The sequence below is a fragment of the Nocardia sp. NPDC087230 genome (genome assembly GCF_044744725.1).
GTDB lineage: Bacteria > Actinomycetota > Actinomycetes > Mycobacteriales > Mycobacteriaceae > Nocardia > Nocardia canadensis.
The window spans coordinates 54974-73705 of the sequence record NZ_JBIUYV010000014.1; the positions used below are offsets into that span (position 1 = coordinate 54974).

Here is an 18732-nt window from a genome sequence, read left to right on the forward strand (position 1 = left end):
ACGAACCTCCCGTTGCTTTGTCCGATCGGACGAACATCGGTCGGGTTCTTCGTCCGATCAGCTGATTATGCCGCCTCCCCATCGGTGTTGACTACGTCACATCCCGCCCCTACTCGACGCAGGAGCCGCCTTCATGGACGCCATCGCGACCACTCCGCCGCCGGTCAACGAGCCGGTCGGCACCTTCGCCCCGGGGACCCCGGAGCGCGCCCGGCTGCGTACCGCACTCGCCGACCTGTCCGCGACACCCACCGAGATCCAGCACGTGATCGGTGGCCGTCACCTGCGCGGCGACGGCCCGAGTTTCGAGGTCGTCCAGCCGCACCGGCACACCGCCGTGCTCGGCACCCTGCACGACGCGACCGCCGCCGAGGCCGCCGCCGCGGTCGAGGCGGCCGACGCCGCGGCACCGGCCTGGCAGGCGATGTCGTTCGACGACCGGGCCGCGATCTTCCTGCGCGCGGCGGACCTGCTGGCCGGACCGTGGCGCGAGCGGATCTCGGCCGCGACCATGCTCGGCCAGTCCAAGTCCGCCTATCAGGCCGAGATCGACGCGCCGTGCGAGCTGGTCGACTTCTGGCGCTTCAACGTCTCCTTCGCCCGCCAGATCCTGGCCGAACAGCCGATCTCGGCGCCCGGGGTGTGGAACCGGATGCAGTACCGGTCGCTGGAGGGTTTCGTCTACGCGGTCACGCCGTTCAATTTCACCGCCATCGCGGGCAATCTGCCGACCGCGCCCGCGCTCATGGGCAACACCGTGGTGTGGAAGCCGGCCCGTTCCCAGGCTGTGGCCGCCTACCTGACCCTGCGCCTGCTCGAGGCCGCGGGACTGCCCGCCGGGGTGATCAACCTCGTCCACGGCGCGGGACCGGAGATCTCCGAGGTCGTGCTCGCCGATCCGCGGCTGGCGGGCGTGCATTTCACCGGGTCGACAGCCACCTTCCAGCACCTGTGGCGCGAGGTGGCGCAGCGCATCGACCGGTACCGCAGCTACCCGCGCCTGGTCGGCGAGACCGGCGGTAAGGACTTCGTGCTGGCCCATTCCTCGGCGGACCCCGCCGTGCTCACCACGGCGCTGCTGCGCGGCGCGTTCGACTATCAGGGCCAGAAGTGCTCGGCCGCGTCGCGCGCGTTCGTCCCGCGCTCGGTGTGGGCGGCGATGTCGGAGGATCTGATCGAACGCACGACGGCGCTGCGCTACGGCGACGTCACCGACTTCACGAATTTCGGTGGGGCGCTGATCGACCGGCGCGCCTTCGAACGCAACGCCGCCGCTCTCGAGCGGGCCAAGGCGACACCGGGGCTGACCGTGGTGGCCGGTGGCCACAGCGACGACAGCGTCGGCTGGTTCGTCGAGCCGACCGTCGTCGTGGGCGACGATCCCGCCGACGAGATCTTCCACACCGAATACTTCGGCCCGATCCTGGCCGTGCACGTCTACGACGACCGCACCCCCGACGGCTTCGCCGCGGCCATGGACCTCGTCGATCGCGGCAGCGCCTACGGGCTGACCGGGTCGATCATCGCCGAGGACCGCGCCGCGATCACCGCGGCCACCGAGCGGCTCACCTTCGCCGCGGGCAATTTCTACATCAACGACAAACCGTCCGGCGCGGTCGTCGGCCAGCAGCCCTTCGGCGGCGGACGCGCCTCGGGCACCAACGACAAGGCGGGCTCGGCGCAGAACCTGCTGCGCTGGACCTCGGCACGCACCATCAAGGAGACCTTCACCCCGCCGACCGAGCACCGCTATCCCCATCAGGCACCCGACCCGGAGGTCCGCTGATGTCCGCCCTCCTGCGCTCGACCCTGCTCGCCGCCGCCCGTTCACCCCGGCTGGAACGCGCCGTCACCCGACTGCCGGTCAGCCGGGCCGTGGTCGCCCGTTTCGTCGCGGGCACCACCACCGACCAGGCGGTGCGCGCGGCCGAAACACTGCTGCGCTCCGGCCGCTTCGTCAGCGTCGACTATCTGGGCGAGGACACCACCGACCTGGCGAGCGCGGAATCGACCGTCGCGCAGTACCGGACCCTCATCGCCGCGCTCGGCCGGCTTTCCCAGGCCGAGGTCGCGGCGGGCGCCGTTCGGCCACTGGAGGTCTCGGTGAAGCTGTCCGCGCTGGGTCAGGCCCTCCCCCGCGACGGTCACGCGATCGCCCGCGACCACGCCCGCCAGATCTGCGCGGCCGCCGAGGCCGCGGGACTGTGGGTCACCGTCGACGCCGAGGACCACACCACCACCGACTCGACGCTCGAGATCGTGCGCGAGCTGCGCGCCGACTACCCGTGGCTGGGCACCGTCCTGCAGGCCTACCTGCGCCGCACCGAGGACGACTGCCGCGCGCTGGCGGGTCCCGGCTCGCGCATCCGGTTGTGCAAGGGCGCCTACGACGAACCCGAGTCGGTCGCCTTCCGCGACCGCGCCGAGGTCGACGCGTCCTATCTGCGCTGCCTGGCGATCCTGACCGCGGGCGGCGGGTACCCGATGATCGCCTCGCACGATCCGGCGGTAATCGCGGCGGCCGGGGTGGCGGTGCAGTCGGCGCAACGCAAGACCGAGGAGTACGAGTACCAGATGCTGTTCGGCATCCGCGCCGACGAACAGCAGCGACTCGCCGCCGCGGGCAACCACGTTCGCGTCTATGTCCCCTACGGTGACCAGTGGTACGGATATTTCATGCGCAGGCTGGCCGAACGGCCGGCCAACCTGGGGTTCTTCCTGCGCGCGCTGGTCGGCGGGCGCGGGTGACGACCGGCTGTCCCTTCGGGCACCACCGCTGAACAATATTCACTCTCGGCGCCCGCGGCCCCGACGTGGCGGTGTACTCAGCTGAGCCTCCCGGCAGGAGGTCGGCTCGTACATCGCGACGCGGCGGTGTGCGCCGACGGAAGGAACGCGAATGTCTTTCGCACAGTTGCGCGCCCAGATGCTGCGCCGTAAACCCCTCGTCGACGTCGAGGACGAGATCCCGAGCGACGAACGGCTCGCCAAATCGCTCGGCCTGTGGCAGCTGACGGCGATCGGCGTCGGCGGCATCATCGGCGCGGGCATCTTCACCCTGGCTGGTTCGGTCGCCCACTCGGTCACCGGTCCGGCGGTGCTGATCTCGTTCTTGATCGCCGGTGTGGCCAGCGCGGCGGCGGCGCTGTGCTACGCCGAGTTCGCGGGCATGGTGCCCAAGGCGGGGTCGGCCTATACCTACGGCTACGTCTCGCTCGGTGAGCTGGCGGGCTGGTTCATCGGCTGGGATCTGCTGCTCGAGTACATCGCCGTGGCGGCGGTGGTCGCGATCGGCGTGTCCGGCTACTTCGGGTTCCTGCTCGACCAGGTCGGCCTGACCCTGCCCGAATGGATGCTCGGCGCGCCCGATACCGGCGAGGGACGGGTCGTCGACCTGTTCGCCGTGCTGTTCTGCCTGGGCACCGCGTGGGTGCTCTCGCGCGGGATCGGCAGCGTCGGCCGGTTCGAGACGATCGCGGTCGGCATCAAGGTCGCGCTGGTCGTGCTCATCGTGGCGCTGGGCGTGTTCCACATCGACAGCGCCAACTACGACCCGTACTTCCCGTTCGGGACCGGCGCGGTGTGGACGGGCGCGGCGACGGTGTTCTTCGCGGTGTTCGGCTACGACGCGATGAGTACCGCCGCCGAGGAATCGGTGGACGGACGCAAACACCTGCCCAAGGCGATCATCTACTCCCTCGCCATCGCCATGGTGCTCTACGTGCTGGCCACGCTGGTGCTCACCGGTATGCAGAAGTACACCGAGATCAGCCCGACCAGCGGCTTCTCCACCGCGTTCGAGTCGGTCGGGATGCCGGGTGTCGCCAACATCATCGCGGTGGGCGCGATCGTGGGCATCGTGACCGTGGTGCTGACGTTCATGCTCGGTGTCACCCGGGTGTGGTTCGCGATGAGCCGCGACGGCCTGCTGCCCGCGTGGTTCGCCAAGACCCATCCGACCCGCAAGGTCCCGACCAGGGTCACCTGGATCGTCGGTGTCGGCGCGGCGATCCTGGCCGGCGTGCTGCCGATCAACACCGTCGCCGAGCTCACCAACATCGGCATCCTGATGGCCTTCATCGTGGTGTGCGTCGCGGTGATCGTGTTGCGGCGCACCAGGCCCGACGCGCCGCGCTCGTTCCGGCTGCCGTTGATGCCGGTGATCCCGCTGGTCGGCATCGGGTTCTCGGCGTACCTGATCTACTCGCTGCCGTGGGAGACGTGGGTGCGGTTCCTGGTGTGGCTGATGGTGGGTCTGGTCGTCTATTTCGGCTACTCGCGCACGCATTCGGTGATGAACCGGACGGCGGTCCCGCCGAGCGCATAGCCCGGGTCCGGGCGGTCTGTGCTGTGATGGGCCGATGAGTTCAGGGCACGAAGTCGCGGCGGCGGGCGAGCGTACGGCGCGCCCGCCGCGGCGGCGCGATCCGGAGAAGACCCGCGAGGCCATCATCGACGGACTGCTCGCCGCGCTCATCGACGGCGACTTCGCGCCGACCACCCGCGCGATCGCGACCAGGGCGGGCACCTCCGAGCGCAGCATCTTCGTGCACTTCGCCGATCGCGAGGCCCTGCTCGTCGCCGCGGTCGAGCGCCAGTCGGCGACGGTGGAGGCGTGCCTGATCACCCCCGATCCCACACTGCCGCTGGATGATCGGATCACGCTGGCGGTCCGGCAGAGCGCGGCGATCTTCGAGCTGCAGCGCTCGCCGCGGCTGCCCGGCCTGCAGGAGTCCCGCTCGGTGCCCGCGATCGACGCGCGGATGCGCCGCACCGACGAGCGTATCCGCGACACCCTGGCGGCGCTGTTCGCCCCCGAGCTGGCCGGTGACGATCAGCTGCTCGACCTGGTCGACGGCGCGCTGGCCTGGCCCGCCCACCACCATCTGCGCGATCGGCGCGGCCTGTCTCGCGAGCAGACCGCGGCCGCGATCGAGCGGGCGGTGCGGCGGCTACTCGCTCAGGGCTGACTCCGGGCGCACCAGCACCCGTTTGAGGATCTTGCCGGTCTCCCCGCGCGGCAGCGCGGACAGGAAGGTGACATCGCGCGGGACCGAGAAGCGGCTGAGCCGGTTGCGGATGTAGGTCCGCACCATGTCCGAATCCAGACCCGCCCCTTCGCGTTTCACCACGAACGCGGCCAGCCGTTGCCCGAACTCCCGATCCGGCACGCCGACTACGGCCACCTCGGTGATCTGCGGCAGATGGGCCAGCGCCTCCTCCACCGGGCGGGGGAAGACGTTCTCGCCGCCGGAGATGATCATCTCGTCGTCGCGGCCCGCGACGAACAACCGGCCCGCCGCGTCGAGGTAGCCGAGGTCGCCGGTGTCGAGCATCCCATCGGCCTCCTCCGGCGGCGCGGCGTTGACATAGCCGTCGAAGAGCATGTGGTTGGCGACGAAGATGTGCCCGGTTGCCCCGACCGGCACCGGTCGCAGGTCGGGACCGAGCACCGCCACCCGGGTGCCCAGCGGCGGGCGACCGGCGGTGGTCGGCGAGACCCGCAGGTCGGCGGGGGTGGCGACGCTGGCCCAGGACACCTCCGTCGAGCCGTACACGTTGTAGAGCACGTCACCGAAGGTGTCCAGGAAGCGCAGCACGGTGGCCCCGGCCAGGGGCGCGCCGCAACTGACGACGTGGCGCAGGCTCGACAGGTCGAAGCTCGCGCGGACCTCGTCGGGCACGTCGAGCAGCCGCTCGACCATGGTCGGGACGACGATCAGCGTGGTGATCCGGTGCGCGACGATCGCGCGCAGGCAGGCGAGCGCGTCGAACCCGTCGGTGAGCACCACGGTCGCGCGCAGCGCCGTGCTGAGCTGCAATCCGGCCAGCCCCCAGGTGTGGAACAGCGGCGCCGGGATGAGGACGACCTCCTCGACCCGCATCGGAATCCGCGACAGCAGCGCCGCGATGGTGCCGAAGCCCTTGGGGTGCGGGCGGCGCGCGCCCTTGGGCGAGCCGCTGGTGCCCGAGGTGAGCACGATCAGCCGTCCGGGGTGGGCGGGCACCGGAAAGTCGTTCTGCGCCAACGCGATCAGACCGTCGATGGTCGTGCGTTCCGGGTCCGGCGGTTGGTCGTCGGTGGTGAACCGGGGTACGTCGCTGTGCAGGTAGCGGATCAGGGTCTCCAGCGGCCCGTCGACGTAGACCGCGCTGAGCCGGTGCCGCTGCACGATCTCCTCGATCCGCCGGCCCGACAGCCCGGCGTTGAGCAGCGCCACGTCGACGCCGAGTTTGCCCGCCGCGACCATGGTTTCGACCATGCCCGCGTGATTGCGCGACAGCAGGCCGATGGCGTCGCCGGCCCGCAGGCCCAGGGAGTACATCGCCCCGGCCAGCGCGGTGGAGCGCGCGTCGACCTCGGCGAAGGTGCGGGTGCCGTGCGGGTCGATCAACGCGAGCCGCGTCGGGGTGTGCGCCGCGCCCGCGGCGTAGCCACCGGCCAGGTTGAAGCCCCACTTCGCCAGGGAGCGAAGCTGTTTCACGATCGAGACGGGCTCAGGACGCATCAGGCCGGTGGCCGCGATGCTGCGGACCACTCCGGTATTGCGGCGCAGCACCGAGCGCTCGGCGTTGATCACGATCGAGGATCTGGTGCCCGCGATGATGTCGGCGGTCCGGCGCAGACCCGCCTTCACCCAGTCGGTGACCACGGAATTGCTGCGCGCGTCCAGCATCGGGTGCACCCTGGCCGCGGCGAACAGGGTGATGTCGAGGCGGGTGCGCTGCTCGTCTCCGCGCAGGCGGATCGCGGCGAAGCTGCCCAGCGCGGAGCTACGCAGTTCGAAACTCTCGTACCAGCGTCCGATCTCGAGCACGAACTCGTGGGTCTGGATGCCCGCGGCGGCCGAGCCGACCCGGACCTGCCAGACCACCGAGCCGTCGGGTCGCTCGACCCGTTCGCAACTGCCGATGCCGGTGAACATTCGTGGGTAGCTCTGTGGGTCCAGCAGTACGTCCCACAGTGATTGACGCGCGATCGTGAAATCCGCGGAGACATCGATGACGTCGGTGACCAAACTCCGTGCTCTTCCCGTCGGCCTGTTCGACCAGTCGGTCGGCGGGCAAATCTGGGCGCCGCGGTCGATACCGCGGCGCGGGTCGTCACGCTACCCGTCCGTGCCGCTCCTCGATCCAGAATCAGACAAAACCGGTGGTTTCGGACCGCTTCCGCCGGACTTTGGTTTGCGCGCCACACGTCACGACGTTGTAGATGTGAAACTGTCCAATCGCTTGCACCCCACCCGGGGATGCCGAAGTATTGCTAGCAGTACCGACCCGATCTGCAGAAGTCGCCGCCCCGCGCGGCACGACGAGCGAAGAGGTGTGGATATGACAGCGAGCTGGCCAGGTTCGATGAACTCCTTCGACGACATCTTCCAGCGATTCTTCGGCCCCGGGATGTCGGCCAAACCCCCCGTGCAGCGCATCGACCTGGGCAGACTGATGACCGACAACGCCAAGTTGCTCATCGGATCGGCGCGCGAGGCCGCCCAGGAGTGGGGCAATACCGAGATCACCCCGGAGCATCTGCTCTACGCCGCCACCGAAGCCGAGCCGGGCCGCAGCATCGTCGCCGAGCTCAGCCTCGACCCCGACCAGGTTGCCGAGCAGATGCAGGACTTCCTCGACACCGGCTCGCCCAGCGAAAACGACCTCTCCGACATCACCCTCAGTCCCGGCACGAAGATGGCGCTGCGCGCCGCTCAACGCCAGGCCGCCCAGTCCGGCAGCAGCTACATCGGGCCCGAGCACATCCTGCTCGGCATTGCCTCGCTGCCCGACTCCGTCGCCGCCCAGTCGCTGATGGCGGGCATCGCCGCCACCCAGAGCGGCACTTCCTCGGGTCCGGCCACCACGGGCGCACCGGCCAAGCGGCAGCAGAAGACCGACACGCCGACCCTGGACGAGTACGGCCGTGATCTGACCGCGGAGGCCCGCGAGGGTTTGGTCGACCCGGTGGTCGGGCGGGCCGAGGAGATCGAGCAGACGATCGAGATCCTGTCGCGGCGGCGCAAGAACAACCCGGTGCTGATCGGTGATCCCGGTGTCGGCAAGACCGCCATCGTGGAGGGTCTGGCGCAGCGGATCGTCAACAACGACGTGCCATCGACCCTCACCGACCGCCGCGTCATCGCGCTCGACGTCGGCACGCTGGTGGCGGGCAGCAAGTATCGCGGCGAGTTCGAGGAGCGGCTGACCAAGATCCTCGACGAGGTCCGCGCGCACAAGGACGAGCTGATCGTCTTCATCGACGAACTGCACACCATCGTCGGCGCCGGTGGCGGCGGGGAGGGCTCGATGGACGCGGGCAATCTGCTCAAGCCCGCGCTCGCCCGCGGGGAACTGCACGTCGTCGGCGCGACCACGATCGACGAGTACCGCAAGTACATCGAGAAGGACGCCGCACTCGAACGGCGGTTCCAGCCCGTGATGGTCTCGGAGCCCTCGGTCGAGGACACCATCGAGATCCTGCGCGGCCTGGCCGACGTCTACGAGGAGCACCACCAGGTGCGCTACTCCGACGACTCGCTCATCGCGGCGGCCCAGCTCTCGGATCGCTACATCACCGACCGGTTCATGCCCGACAAGGCGATCGACCTGATCGATCAGGCAGGCGCGCGGGTCCGGTTGCGCTCGGGCACCCCCGATCCGGAGGCGAAGGCCAGAGACGAGGAGATCGCGCGGCTGTACCGGGAGAAGGACGCCGCCGTCGACAACGAGGACTACGAGAAGGCCAACGCCATCAAGGCCGATATCGCGGCCAAGGAAGAGGAACTCGAGGAGTCCGGCGTGCGATCCGGCGAGCCCGAGGTCCAGGTCGTCGACATCGCCGAGGTGATCTCGCGGCAGACCGGCATCCCGGTCGCCGACCTGACCGCCGAGGAGAAGCAGCGCCTTCTCCAGCTCGAGGACGTGCTGCACAAGCGAGTCATCGGGCAGGACGAGGCGATCGTCGCGGTGGCCGAGGCGGTGCGCCGGGCCAGGGCCGGGCTCAAGGATCCGAACCGCCCGATCGGCTCGTTCCTGTTCCTCGGCCCGACCGGTGTCGGCAAGACCGAACTGGCGAAAGCGTTGGCGGAGGCCGTCTTCGGTGACGAGGACCGGCTGATCCGCTTCGACATGAGCGAGTTCCAGGAGAAGCACACCGTCTCCCGGCTCGTCGGCGCCCCACCCGGATACGTCGGCTACGACGACGCTGCCCAGCTCACCGACAAGGTGCGCAGGCAGCCGTACTCGGTGATCCTGTTCGACGAGGTCGAGAAGGCGCACCCCGATGTGTTCAATGTGCTGTTGCAGCTGCTCGACGACGGCCGGGTCACCGATTCCAAGGGCCGCACCGTCGATTTCAAGAACACCATCGTGATCATGACCTCAAATATCGGCTCCGATCTGATCCTGAAGGCACCCGAGGGCGATCTGGACTCGATCGTGCCCGAGCTGGAAGAGCGCCTGCGCCAGCACTTCCGGCCCGAGTTCCTCAACCGCATCGACGAGCAGATCGTGTTCCATCGCCTCGACAAGACGCAGCTGGAACGGATCGTGAACCTGATCCTGGACAAGACCCGGCGCATGCTGGCGGCGCAGGACATCGGGCTCGAGATCAGCGACTCGGCGGTGGACTGGCTCGGCGAACGCGGATTCCAGCCCGAGTTCGGTGCCCGGCCGTTGCGCCGCACGGTTCAGAAGGAACTCGACAACCGGATCTCGCGGCTGCTGCTCGACGGCGGCCTCGACCCGGGCGCCACCGTGCAGGTCGACACCGCCGACGACGACCTGGTCGTCACCGCCCAGGCGGCGGCGAACACCGCCGACACCAACGGGTCCGCGCCGAAGTCGCAGGCGAAGAAGCCCGCCAAGAAGTCGGCGAAGAAGGGCGAGGACAAGAAGCTCGCCTCCTCGAAGAAGTAGCGGCGAACGACGATGGCCCGGTCCGCGCGGACCGGGCCATCGTCGTTCGCCGCGGGTCAGCCGCCGGTGACCACGCAGGATTCACCGAAGCGGTAGCCCTTGCCGACGCGGACGTCGGCGCCGCGGCCGATCCCGCCCTGCAACGCCGCCAGACTGTGTGGACCGCTGCTGGACGGGATCCAGTCGATGCTGGCGGTGCCGTCGAGCGGGACGACCACGGCCAGCAGAGTGCCGTTGTCGTAGAAGGAGACAGGTTCGAGGTCGACGCTGAGCCGGGCGACCAGGTGATGGGTGCACCCGGTGCCGTAGTTGGTTGCCATCCCGACGCTGAGTCCGGGGTCGACCGTCAATTGCGAGACCGCCGCGGAGGCGGACGGGGAGCCGACCGTCATGGCCAGCAACGCCGTCCCGGTGGCCGCGATGGCGAAGGCGAATTTCCTGTCACTCATATCTCACGTCCTTGTGCTGCGGGGCCGGCCGAACGCGAGGCCGACGAGTCGAGGTCAATCCTCACCCCATCGCGCGACCGATGGTGGGAGAACACACGAAACGTTTCCCGGCCCGGTCCACTACACGCGCGACCAGAGGGCGGGAGTGTTCGGCGGCGTCCAATTCGGGTCGTGCACGGTATGGGCCTGTCGGCAGCTGTAGGTGACGCCCTGGTAGGTGACTTTGTCGCCGATCGCGTAGGTGGAGCCCTGGCGCCACCCGGACACGGCCGGGGCCGTGGTGGTCGGGTGCTGGTGGGTGGTGGTGGCGGGCGGTGTCGTGGTGGCCGACGGCTTGGTCGTGCTGGTCGGCGATGTCGTCGTGGACGGTGTCGTGGTGGTGGTCGGTTTCGGTGCGGTCGTCGGTGTTCCGCCGCCGCCGATTTCGAGGTCGACGCAGCTGTAGAAGGCGGCCGCGGTATCACCGATATTCCAGACCGCGCGCAATTTCTGGCGGCCGGAATAGTTCGACAGGTCGATGGTGTGGCTCACCTCCATCGGCGGCTGTTCGTTGCGTCCGTCGATCACCGCGATGCGCGTAGTGCCGATGAAGTACTCCCAATTCAGGGTGCGATGGTTGGCGGTGTTCTTCCAGGTGAAGGTGGCGCGTCCGGAGACCTTCTGCGGAACACAGCCGAGACTGTCGTCGTCGAGTTCGGGATATTTGTTCGCACTGCAATTTTTCAGCCCTTTCGGACCCTCGACACTCTGCGGTTCGTATTTCACCGCACCGCAGGACACCGATCCGCGGGCACATTGTTCCTGCCTACTGGCCGGGCCGGTGACCCAGCCGTGGGCATTCGCGTTCGCGGTGGGAACCAGCAGGGTGGTGAGGGGTGCCAGGACAATGGCTCCGGCGATGGACAGAATTCGGCTTCGCACTGTCAATACTCCTAGGAAACGCACACGGAGGACGGCAGGGGCCGGCGTGCCGTCCGGGAAACCATTCGAGCGATGTCACGAACACTTCGATATCGAACCGTGACAGGGACAGTAGGGCGAGGAAGATCACTCGTCAACCATCGCCAATAGCGAAAAAAGCGACTACTCACGGGTATTCGACTCCGCGACACACTCGATGCGAAGACAGCGAATAATCACCGATCAGGACCGACCGGTTCGCACATCCGGCAATCATCCGGTTATCAGCCCAGTTCTGGACTTCCGGCAGGTTTGCCGGAAGTTGCCGAAATGCCATCGAGTTGGCAACAAGGATGCTTACCGGGAGTCGGCGGCACCGCTGGGCGGCGAGCCCGGCGAACGTTGCGCGACTCCTCGAAATTCGTCCGGCGGGCTGTGTCGCTCAGCCGAGGAAGGCCACGATCCCGGCGGCGATGAGCTCGGCGTAGCGGGCCCGGCCCGCCGGCGTCTCGATGAGTTCGGCGTCGATGCCGGAGCGCATGTTGCCGCATTCGACCAGGGCGGACGGGCGTTGCGCGAGGTTGAGACCGGCCAGGTCGGCGCGCGGGTCGAGTCCGGCGGAGCCGACATAGGTTGCGGGCACCGCGCCGCCGTCCACCATCGCGTCTCGCAGGGCCGTCGCCAGCCGCACGCCCGCCTCGGCCTGGACCGGATTCAGCGGCGGGTCGGCATAGGCGATGTGGAAGCCGTGCGCGTCCGCGCCGGTATTGCCGTCGGCGTGGATGGAGACCACCGCGTCGGCCATCGCGTCGTTGCCGATCGCCGCGCGCCGGTCGACGCACGGGCCGACGCCGGTGTCGTCGTCGCGGGTCAGGATCACCCGCACGCCGCGCGCGCTCAGGGCCTCGCGCACCCGCTGGGTGACGTCCCAGGTGAACTCGTGCTCGGTGTATCCGCTCGCCGCGGCGGTGCCGGTCGTGTTGCAGGCCTTGGCGCCGCCGCGGCCGTCGGGCACCTGCGCGGTGATCTGTTCGAGGTGCGCGGCATTGCCGCCGTTGTGTCCGGGATCGAGGACGACGGTGCGGCCCGCCACCGGCGGCGCCACCGACGACACCGGTGACGCGGACGGGATCGCCTGGGCAGGGCCGGTTTTCGTCAAGGATTCGACCGCCACGGGAGCGGGCGCAGACGCCGGGGTGGTGGCACATCCGGCGAACAGCACGGTAGCCGGAAGCAGGCAGACGGGCAGGAGCAGCGTGGTGCGCACCCCGCCACGGTGCCACACGCGGCATCGCGGGTCGCCGGACACCCGTCAGAGCGTCCGCTCTGCGCCGCAGGGCACCCCGCCGCCGGCACGGGGCACCCGGCGTCGCGCCCGTCCGCCACTCCCGACACCCTGCGTGGTGCCCTTCCGCCGGCCACTACCCCGCACCCGGGACCTCGTGTCGGGCAGTCATGTGGTCCGGCGCGAGGCCGCCGCGGGATCGCCCGATCCGCGCGGCCGGTCGATCCGCACGGCCGGTCGATCAGCGCACGACCACCCGCATCGGCAGACTCGCGTGCCGCCGGACGAACAGACTCGGCACCCATCGGGGCGGCGCATCCTCGACGAGGGTGAACCTCGCGGTGCGCTCGAGCAGCAAGGTGAGCGCGGCGGTCGCCTCGAGTCGGGCCAACGCCGACCCGATACAGAAGTGCGCGCCCGCGCCGAAGGCCGCGTGCGCTCGACCGCGTGGCCGGGCCAGATCGACGATGTCCGGTGCGTCGAACATCGCCGGATCCCGATTGGCCGCACCCCACAGCAACAGCAGGTGACTGCCCGCCGGCAGCGCCACCCCGGCCAGTTCGGTGTCGGCCGTCACGTGCCGGTGGTGACCGCGGAAGGGCGACTCCACGCGCAGTGCCTCGTCCAGGAAGGCCGGCACCAGCTCGGGACGCTCGCGCAGCGTGTCCTGCAGGTCGAGGTCGGTCGCCAGCAGCCGGGCCGCCGAGGCGATCAGTCCCGCGGTGGACTCGCCCCCCGCCCCGATCAGCTGGACCACGATCAGCACCGCCTGCTGCTCGTCGATCCGGCCCGCCGCCACGGCCGCGGCGAGCACGTCGACCAGTGTCTGCGGCGCCCGCTGCCTGCCGGCCCGCGCGATGGCCGCGGTCACCGCCAGGTAGGCGTAGTGGGCCAGTGCGGCGGCCGAGGTGACCAGCTCGGTCATCCGGCCCTCGGCGACCACGCCGCCCAGCATCTCGGTGGAGTCGTAGGCCCATGCCAGCAGCCGCGGCACATCGGCGCGCGGGAAGCCGCCGAGGTCGGCGATCAGCGCCAGCGGCAGCCGGTCGGCGATGCCGGTGGCCCAATCGATCCGGTCGCCGTCGAGTTCTTCCGTCCAGAGCTGTTCGGTGAGGTCGGTGACCACGGGCCCCAGCGTCCGGACCCGCTTGACCAAGGCGGGGCCGACGACGCTGCGGTGCGCGGCATGCACCGCGCCGTCCGCGGTCGCGAGCACGTGCACGCCCGCGCCGGTGGCGTCGAGGTCGAAGGTGAGCGGCGCCGCGCCCGGCTGGGCGACCAACACGGCCGTCAGATGGGAGGAGAAGTCCTGGGTCCGCGCGGTCGCTTCGGTGACGGCGGCCCACGATGCGACGAGGTAGAAGTCGGTGCCGGGCACCCGGTGGACCGGGGCGTGCTCGCGCAGCGCGTCGTAGAGCGGGTAGGGGTCGTCGAGTACTGCCGCGTCGAACAGATCGATCGCCCCGAGGTCCGTGGTCATCGTCGCCGCCTTTCCTGATCAGGTTGTCGCGCTCACGGTTCCCCGGGGTGATGAGGAGGTCAACATCCGTCTCAGGGTGAGACGGAGGATGCGGAGAACAGGGGTTCACCCGATACACGAAAGGGTCCTTCTTCCTGCGCGAGCTGAGGTAGACAAAGTGGCAAAACCGTCTCACCTCGAGACAGCGAAGGAGACCGGGATGACCACCGACTGGCTGGCGGGCGGCGAACGCCGCGCCGTGGCGATCGACCGGATCGAGCGGGCCGCGCTCAAGCTGTTCCTCGAACGCGGCATCGACGACGTCACCGCCGACGACATCGCCGCCGCGGCGGGGTGCTCACGCGCGACGATGTATCGCCATGTCGGCGGCAAGCCACGCCTGGTCCGCGCGGTCATGGTCCGGGCGGCGGGCACCGTCGCCGGCCGGGTCGAGGCGGCGGTCGACCAGGTGCCCGCCCGACGACGTCCGGTCGAGGCGATCCTGGCGGCCGTGGCGGCGATCCGCGCCGATCCCGTGCTGCGGCAGTGGCTGGTCCGGCACCGCTCCCCCGACACCGACGAATTCCTCGCCGACGCACCGGAGCTGGGCCGGATCGCGACCGCGCTCACCCGCATCGCCCCCGACGACGCGGCGGCGGGCTGGATCGTGCGGGTCGTGCTCTCGCTGCTCACCTGGCCGCTGCCCGACGCCGCGGCCGAACGTCAGCTCGTCGAACGGTTCGTCGGCCCGGCCCTGCGCCCGCGCTGAGCGCGGATCACGGCAGCGGCAGCGGCGGCGTCTTCGGGAACTCGACCGGCAGCGCGGCCAGCGAACGATGGAACGGGCCGGGCCGCCACACCAGTTCCTCGGCGGGCACGGCCAGCCGCAGTTCCGGGAGGGCGTCGAGCAATTGGTCGATCGCGTCCTGCACGATCAAGTACGCCACCGACTTGGCCGGGCAGCCGTGCGGGCCCGCGCTCCACGCCAGGTGCGCCCGGTTGTCCACCACGTCGCGCCCGGCGATGGCCGGGTCGTTGTTGCAGGCCGACATGCTGATCACGACCGGTTCGTTGGCGGGCAGCCACATGTCGTCGACCAGGATCGGCTGGCGCGGGTAGGTCATGCAGAAGTTCGCCAGCGGCGGGTCGGTGAAGAGCACCTCGTCGAGCGCGTCGCGGGTCGACAGGCTGCCGCCCAGGACATTGCCGGCGAAGCGGTCGTCGGTGAGCATCAGCCGCAGCGTGTTGACCACCAGATTGAGCATCGGCTCGATGCCCGCGCCGTAGAGCACCAGCAGCTGGTGCACCATCTCCTCGTCGGTGAGGGCGGCCGGATGGTGCAGCAGCCGGGTGGCGACGTCGTCGCCCGGCTCGCGCTGGCGCAGCGCGACCAGGTCGGTCAGCGCCGAGGCCAGCAGGTTGTTGCCCGCCTCGGCGTCGTCGCCCTCGAAGATCTGCGCCATGCCGGTGGCCACCTGCTGACCGATCTCGGGCGTGCAGCCCAGCATCGAGTTCAGCGCCTGGAACACCAGCGGAAACGCGTACTGGCTCAGCAGGTCCGCCGAGCCGGTCGTGCAGAAGCTGTTGATCAGCGGGATCGCGAACTGCTCGATCGTGGCGTGCATCGAGTACAGGTCCACGCCCGCGATGCCGGCGACATTGGCCTGCCGGTACCTGGCGTGCTCGGCACCGGTGGTGCGCAGCGCGGCCGGGCGGAACTGCAGCATCGGCAGCACCGGGCAGTCCTGCGGGATGTTGCGCTGCCACATCCGCGGGTCGGCCGGGAAGTGCTCGGGATCGTTGAGGATCCGCACCGCCGTGTGATATCCGATGACCAGCGTCGCGCGGATCCCCGGCGACAGCTCGACCGGCACCACGGAACCGAACCGGCGTCGCATCTCCCGGTAGGCCGCCTGGGGATCGGCGGCGAACTCGGGGGCGTACATCGGTACCCGCTCGTCGGCCGCGAGGTCCACTGTCATGACGCTGTTGCTTCCTGCCTGCGGAACAGATACTCCGCCAACGTGATCAGCGCGCGCAGACCGTGGTCGCGCCGCCGGGCGTCGACCGCGACGACCGGCGTCTCCGGCGCCAGGTCCAGCGCCTCACGCACTTCCTCGAGCGGGTAGCGGCGGAAGCCCTCGAACTCGTTGACCGCCACGGCGTACGGCACCCCGCGCTGTTCCAGCGCCGAGAGCACGTCGTCGGCCTTCTCGATGCGCCGGGTGTCGACGAGCACCAGCGCGCCCAGCGCGCCGCGGGCCAGCTCCTCCCACAGCGGGGCGAAGCGTTCCTGGCCGGGCGTGCCGAACAGGTACAGCGCCAGTTGCGGATTCAGGGTGAGCCTGCCGAAATCCAGCGCGACGGTGGTCTGCACCTTGCTGCCCAGCCCGGCCAGATCGTCGACGCCGATGCTGGCCTCGGTGATGGTCTCCTCGGTGCGCAGCGGCCGGATCTCGGACACCCCGCACACGAAGGTCGTCTTGCCGACGCCGAAATTGCCCGCGACCAGAATCTTCACCGATCGCGTCACGGTCTCCGCGACGTAGTCGACCTCACCCCGCGATGGCACGGAGACCATGCAGCACCTCCTTGATCAACGCGAGTTCCGGCTTCACTTCGGCCGGAGTCGGGCACTGTAGATGGCCGCTGTCGAGCAGATCGGACACGATGATCTTCACGACCGACGCGGGCAGATCCAGATACGCCGACAGCTCCGCGATCGAGAGCGCACCGCGGCGGCTGGTGAGCGCGAGGACCCGGCGCTCGTCGGGACGGTGATCGGGTCGTGCGTCGGCGACCGAGCGGACCAGGGTCACCAGGTCCAGTTCATGGGCGGCCCGAACCCGGCCACCGGTGCGCACATACGATCTGACCAGGTCGGGATCGCGCCTGCCCCGGCTCATTACCTGCCACCGTGCCGCGGCGCGCTGCCGATCTCGTGGCCGACCCGCGAGGCGAGCTCGTTCATCCGGTGCGCCACCAGCGCGACGTCGACATCGGCGGTGGTGGCGACGCCTAGCAGCGCGCCGGACCCCGCGGCGGTGATCATCACCATGCCCTCGTCGTATTCGGTCATGTTCTGGCGCACAGTGTTCGCGGGACCACCGCAGAACTCGCCGAGGGCCTTGCCGAGCGAGCGCAGGCCGGAGGCGGCCGCGGCGAAGCGTTCGGCGTCGTCCTTGGCCACGCCACGGGAGTGCGCGATCCGCAGACCGTCATCGGAGAGCAGCACCGCGAAGCGGACGCCCGGGATCTCCAGATCCTCGAGCAGCCACGCCAATCGGTTCGTGCTATCGGCTACCGGTGTGCTCATCGGCTGTTCCTTCCGTGGTTCGCTCGGCCGCAGCGAGGCGACCGCTGCGGGAGCCGCTGTGCCAGGCAGCGGCGAGGTCGGGGCGAGCCTGCCCCGCTTCTTCGGCGGGTACTCCCGCCGAATCCGGCGCGACCGGCCTGCGGCGGCGCTTGGGTAGTCCCCCACTGGTGATCTCGTGTACCTCGGCGTGCGGCGCGTCGTCCTCGACGAGCGCGGGGACGGGCACCGGAAGATGCGCGGGCGCGGCCAGTTCCGGTTCGGGCAGCCGCGGCGCGGCACCGCTGACCAGCAGCGCCGACGGCACATAGACCATCGCCCGCATGCCGCCGAAGATGTTCGGCCCGTCGACGTGGACGGAGAACCCGTAGCGCCGCGCGAGCGCCGCGATACCGGGGAAGCCGACCTTCGGCGCGGGTCCCAGATCGTGGATGTCGACGGCGCGTTCGCCGCTGAGCACCTGCCGCGCGTCCTCGAGCTGCTCCGGACTCATCCGCATGCCCGCGTCGTCGATGATCACGGTGACGCCGTGATGCCCCTCCTGGAACCCCACCTCGACGAACGACGACGGCGGCGAATAGCGCAACGCGTTGTCCAGCAGCGTGGCCAGGGTGTGCACGAGCGGCTCGACCGCGCGGCTGATCACCACCCGGTCCGACTGTCCCGAGCGCACCCGCAGGTACTCCCGGACACGGCCGGTGGCGCCGCCCGCCACATCGGTGAGCGACTGCTGCGGCCAGCGCCGCCCGGGCAGACCACCGGAGACGATCACATAGGACTGCGCCTGCCGGATCATCTGCTGGACGGTGTGGTCGATCCTGGTCAGCGTCTCGTAGATCGCGTCGTCGCGGTGTTCGCGCAGCGCCGCGCTCACCACCTGGCCGAGGTCGGTGCCCAGGCTCACCACGGAGGTGCCGAACGAGCGCACCGCGGCACTGGTGGCGGCCCGCGAGGTGGCCGACAGTTCGTCGCGCGCGGCCTCCTGGGCAGCCTGCACCTCGCTGATGCGCCGCTGCTCGCCGTAGCGTTCGACCATCGCCCTGGTCTCCTCGGCGACCACCCGCAGATCCTCCGCGTGACCGGTGGCGATCATCTGCAGCACCTGGCCGACCTGCGACTCCTGCAGCTCGGGGGGCAGATCGACAGCGACCGAGGGGATCTCGTGCCTGCGCACGGCCGTGGTGATCGCCGGCAGCGTCGTCTGCGCCAGCTGGATCAGCGCGTTCTCACACGCGACACGCTCGCGGATAGCGGCATCGGCCCGCAGCCGCTGCTGGCGCTCGTTGCGCATGGCGAACACCGTCACGGCCAGCGCGAGCAGTAACAGCGGCGCTCCGATGACGAGTAACAGCACCGCGATTCCTGAGTTCATCAGATCTTTCGTCGTCGTCGACCACACCACGCCCTGGCCGGT

At 69.8% G+C, this 18732-nt stretch carries 16 protein-coding genes; 6 read left to right on the top strand and 10 right to left on the bottom strand.

The genetic code is table 11. From position 1 onward, the window contains the following. The first annotated feature begins 133 nt into the window (after positions 1–133). From pruA to ACIO52_RS30075, 4 genes are all read left to right on the top strand, one after another. Positions 134–1786, top strand: coding sequence for an L-glutamate gamma-semialdehyde dehydrogenase (gene pruA, locus ACIO52_RS30060; RefSeq protein WP_218717417.1), 1653 nt, complete (start codon positions 134–136; stop codon positions 1784–1786). Beyond that, positions 1786–2748, top strand: coding sequence for a proline dehydrogenase family protein (locus tag ACIO52_RS30065; RefSeq protein ID WP_316574618.1), 963 nt, complete (start codon positions 1786–1788; stop codon positions 2746–2748). The genes pruA and ACIO52_RS30065 overlap by 1 nt, the downstream gene beginning before the upstream one ends. Positions 2749–2899: 151 nt before the next feature. Next, the gene (locus ACIO52_RS30070) at positions 2900–4327 is read left to right on the top strand and encodes an amino acid permease (protein WP_218717415.1); all 1428 of its coding nucleotides are present in this window, start codon (positions 2900–2902) and stop codon (positions 4325–4327) included. Positions 4328–4361: 34 nt separating this feature from the next. Beyond that, positions 4362–4970 carry a TetR/AcrR family transcriptional regulator gene (locus tag ACIO52_RS30075; protein ID WP_402648627.1) on the top strand — a complete coding sequence of 203 codons (609 nt, stop codon included), beginning with the start codon at positions 4362–4364 and terminating at the stop codon, positions 4968–4970. On the opposite strand, the gene ACIO52_RS30080 is transcribed toward ACIO52_RS30075, so the two are convergent. Next, the gene (locus ACIO52_RS30080; RefSeq protein ID WP_218717413.1) at positions 4953–7019 is read right to left on the bottom strand and encodes an AMP-binding protein; all 2067 of its coding nucleotides are present in this window, start codon (positions 7017–7019) and stop codon (positions 4953–4955) included. The two genes, ACIO52_RS30075 and ACIO52_RS30080, sit on opposite strands and share 18 nt — an antisense overlap. 313 nt (positions 7020–7332) lie before the next feature. On the opposite strand from ACIO52_RS30080, the gene ACIO52_RS30085 reads away from it, so the two are divergent. Further along, positions 7333–9912, top strand: a complete 2580-nt coding sequence (locus ACIO52_RS30085) for an ATP-dependent Clp protease ATP-binding subunit (protein ID WP_402648630.1) — start codon at positions 7333–7335, stop codon at positions 9910–9912. 56 nt (positions 9913–9968) lie between these two features. Here the strand turns inward: ACIO52_RS30085 and ACIO52_RS30090 are convergent, their stop codons facing one another. The 4 genes from ACIO52_RS30090 to ACIO52_RS30105 all read right to left on the bottom strand — a co-directional run bounded on the left by ACIO52_RS30090 (position 9969) and on the right by ACIO52_RS30105 (position 14026). After that, positions 9969–10361: a hypothetical protein gene (locus ACIO52_RS30090; protein WP_342801366.1), complete on the bottom strand. Its 393-nt coding sequence runs from the start codon at positions 10359–10361 to the stop codon at positions 9969–9971. A 120-nt stretch (positions 10362–10481) separates the two neighbouring features. After that, positions 10482–11282, bottom strand: a complete 801-nt coding sequence (locus ACIO52_RS30095) for a carbohydrate-binding protein (RefSeq protein WP_402648634.1) — start codon at positions 11280–11282, stop codon at positions 10482–10484. A 421-nt stretch (positions 11283–11703) separates the two neighbouring features. Continuing rightward, positions 11704–12528, bottom strand: a complete 825-nt coding sequence (locus tag ACIO52_RS30100) for an N-acetylmuramoyl-L-alanine amidase (protein WP_402648637.1) — start codon at positions 12526–12528, stop codon at positions 11704–11706. 259 nt (positions 12529–12787) lie between these two features. Further along, positions 12788–14026 (bottom strand): cytochrome P450, encoded by a 1239-nt coding sequence (locus ACIO52_RS30105; protein WP_402648640.1) that lies wholly within the window; start codon positions 14024–14026, stop codon positions 12788–12790. A gap of 199 nt (positions 14027–14225) precedes the next feature. Here ACIO52_RS30105 and ACIO52_RS30110 point away from each other — a divergent pair, with 199 nt between their 5' ends. Then, positions 14226–14774 carry a TetR/AcrR family transcriptional regulator gene (locus tag ACIO52_RS30110; RefSeq protein ID WP_402648643.1) on the top strand — a complete coding sequence of 183 codons (549 nt, stop codon included), beginning with the start codon at positions 14226–14228 and terminating at the stop codon, positions 14772–14774. A gap of 7 nt (positions 14775–14781) precedes the next feature. On the opposite strand, the gene ACIO52_RS30115 is transcribed toward ACIO52_RS30110, so the two are convergent. From ACIO52_RS30115 to ACIO52_RS30135, 5 genes are read right to left on the bottom strand one after another with little or no spacing between them, the layout of a single operon-like run. Then, positions 14782–15987 carry a cytochrome P450 gene (locus ACIO52_RS30115; RefSeq protein WP_218717408.1) on the bottom strand — a complete coding sequence of 402 codons (1206 nt, stop codon included), beginning with the start codon at positions 15985–15987 and terminating at the stop codon, positions 14782–14784. After that, positions 15984–16586 (bottom strand): ATP/GTP-binding protein, encoded by a 603-nt coding sequence (locus ACIO52_RS30120; protein ID WP_218717407.1) that lies wholly within the window; start codon positions 16584–16586, stop codon positions 15984–15986. The genes ACIO52_RS30115 and ACIO52_RS30120 overlap by 4 nt, the downstream gene beginning before the upstream one ends. After that, the gene (locus ACIO52_RS30125) at positions 16561–16911 is read right to left on the bottom strand and encodes a DUF742 domain-containing protein (RefSeq protein WP_218717406.1); all 351 of its coding nucleotides are present in this window, start codon (positions 16909–16911) and stop codon (positions 16561–16563) included. Before ACIO52_RS30125 ends, ACIO52_RS30120 begins: the two co-directional genes overlap by 26 nt. Next, on the bottom strand, positions 16911–17321 hold the full coding sequence (locus tag ACIO52_RS30130; protein WP_218717405.1) for a roadblock/LC7 domain-containing protein: 411 nt from the start codon (positions 17319–17321) through the stop codon (positions 16911–16913). The genes ACIO52_RS30125 and ACIO52_RS30130 overlap by 1 nt, the downstream gene beginning before the upstream one ends. Beyond that, positions 17299–18690, bottom strand: a complete 1392-nt coding sequence (locus ACIO52_RS30135; protein ID WP_316574613.1) for a sensor histidine kinase — start codon at positions 18688–18690, stop codon at positions 17299–17301. Before ACIO52_RS30135 ends, ACIO52_RS30130 begins: the two co-directional genes overlap by 23 nt. Positions 18691–18732: the final 42 nt, after the last annotated feature.

Excerpts from the sequence above, each read along its gene's own strand:
- pruA (WP_218717417.1), top strand. The coding sequence starts at position 134 with ATGGACGCCATCGCGACCACTCCGCCGCCGGTCAACGAGCCGGTCGGC.
- ACIO52_RS30065 (WP_316574618.1), top strand. The coding sequence starts at position 1,786 with ATGTCCGCCCTCCTGCGCTCGACCCTGCTCGCCGCCGCCCGTTCACCC.
- ACIO52_RS30070 (WP_218717415.1), top strand. The coding sequence starts at position 2,900 with ATGTCTTTCGCACAGTTGCGCGCCCAGATGCTGCGCCGTAAACCCCTC.
- ACIO52_RS30075 (WP_402648627.1), top strand. The coding sequence starts at position 4,362 with ATGAGTTCAGGGCACGAAGTCGCGGCGGCGGGCGAGCGTACGGCGCGC.
- ACIO52_RS30085 (WP_402648630.1), top strand. The coding sequence starts at position 7,333 with ATGACAGCGAGCTGGCCAGGTTCGATGAACTCCTTCGACGACATCTTC.
- ACIO52_RS30090 (WP_342801366.1), bottom strand. The coding sequence starts at position 10,361 with ATGAGTGACAGGAAATTCGCCTTCGCCATCGCGGCCACCGGGACGGCG.
- ACIO52_RS30105 (WP_402648640.1), bottom strand. The coding sequence starts at position 14,026 with ATGACCACGGACCTCGGGGCGATCGATCTGTTCGACGCGGCAGTACTC.
- ACIO52_RS30110 (WP_402648643.1), top strand. The coding sequence starts at position 14,226 with ATGACCACCGACTGGCTGGCGGGCGGCGAACGCCGCGCCGTGGCGATC.
- ACIO52_RS30115 (WP_218717408.1), bottom strand. The coding sequence starts at position 15,987 with ATGACAGTGGACCTCGCGGCCGACGAGCGGGTACCGATGTACGCCCCC.
- ACIO52_RS30120 (WP_218717407.1), bottom strand. The coding sequence starts at position 16,586 with ATGGTCTCCGTGCCATCGCGGGGTGAGGTCGACTACGTCGCGGAGACC.
- ACIO52_RS30125 (WP_218717406.1), bottom strand. The coding sequence starts at position 16,911 with ATGAGCCGGGGCAGGCGCGATCCCGACCTGGTCAGATCGTATGTGCGC.
- ACIO52_RS30130 (WP_218717405.1), bottom strand. The coding sequence starts at position 17,321 with ATGAGCACACCGGTAGCCGATAGCACGAACCGATTGGCGTGGCTGCTC.
- ACIO52_RS30135 (WP_316574613.1), bottom strand. The coding sequence starts at position 18,690 with ATGAACTCAGGAATCGCGGTGCTGTTACTCGTCATCGGAGCGCCGCTG.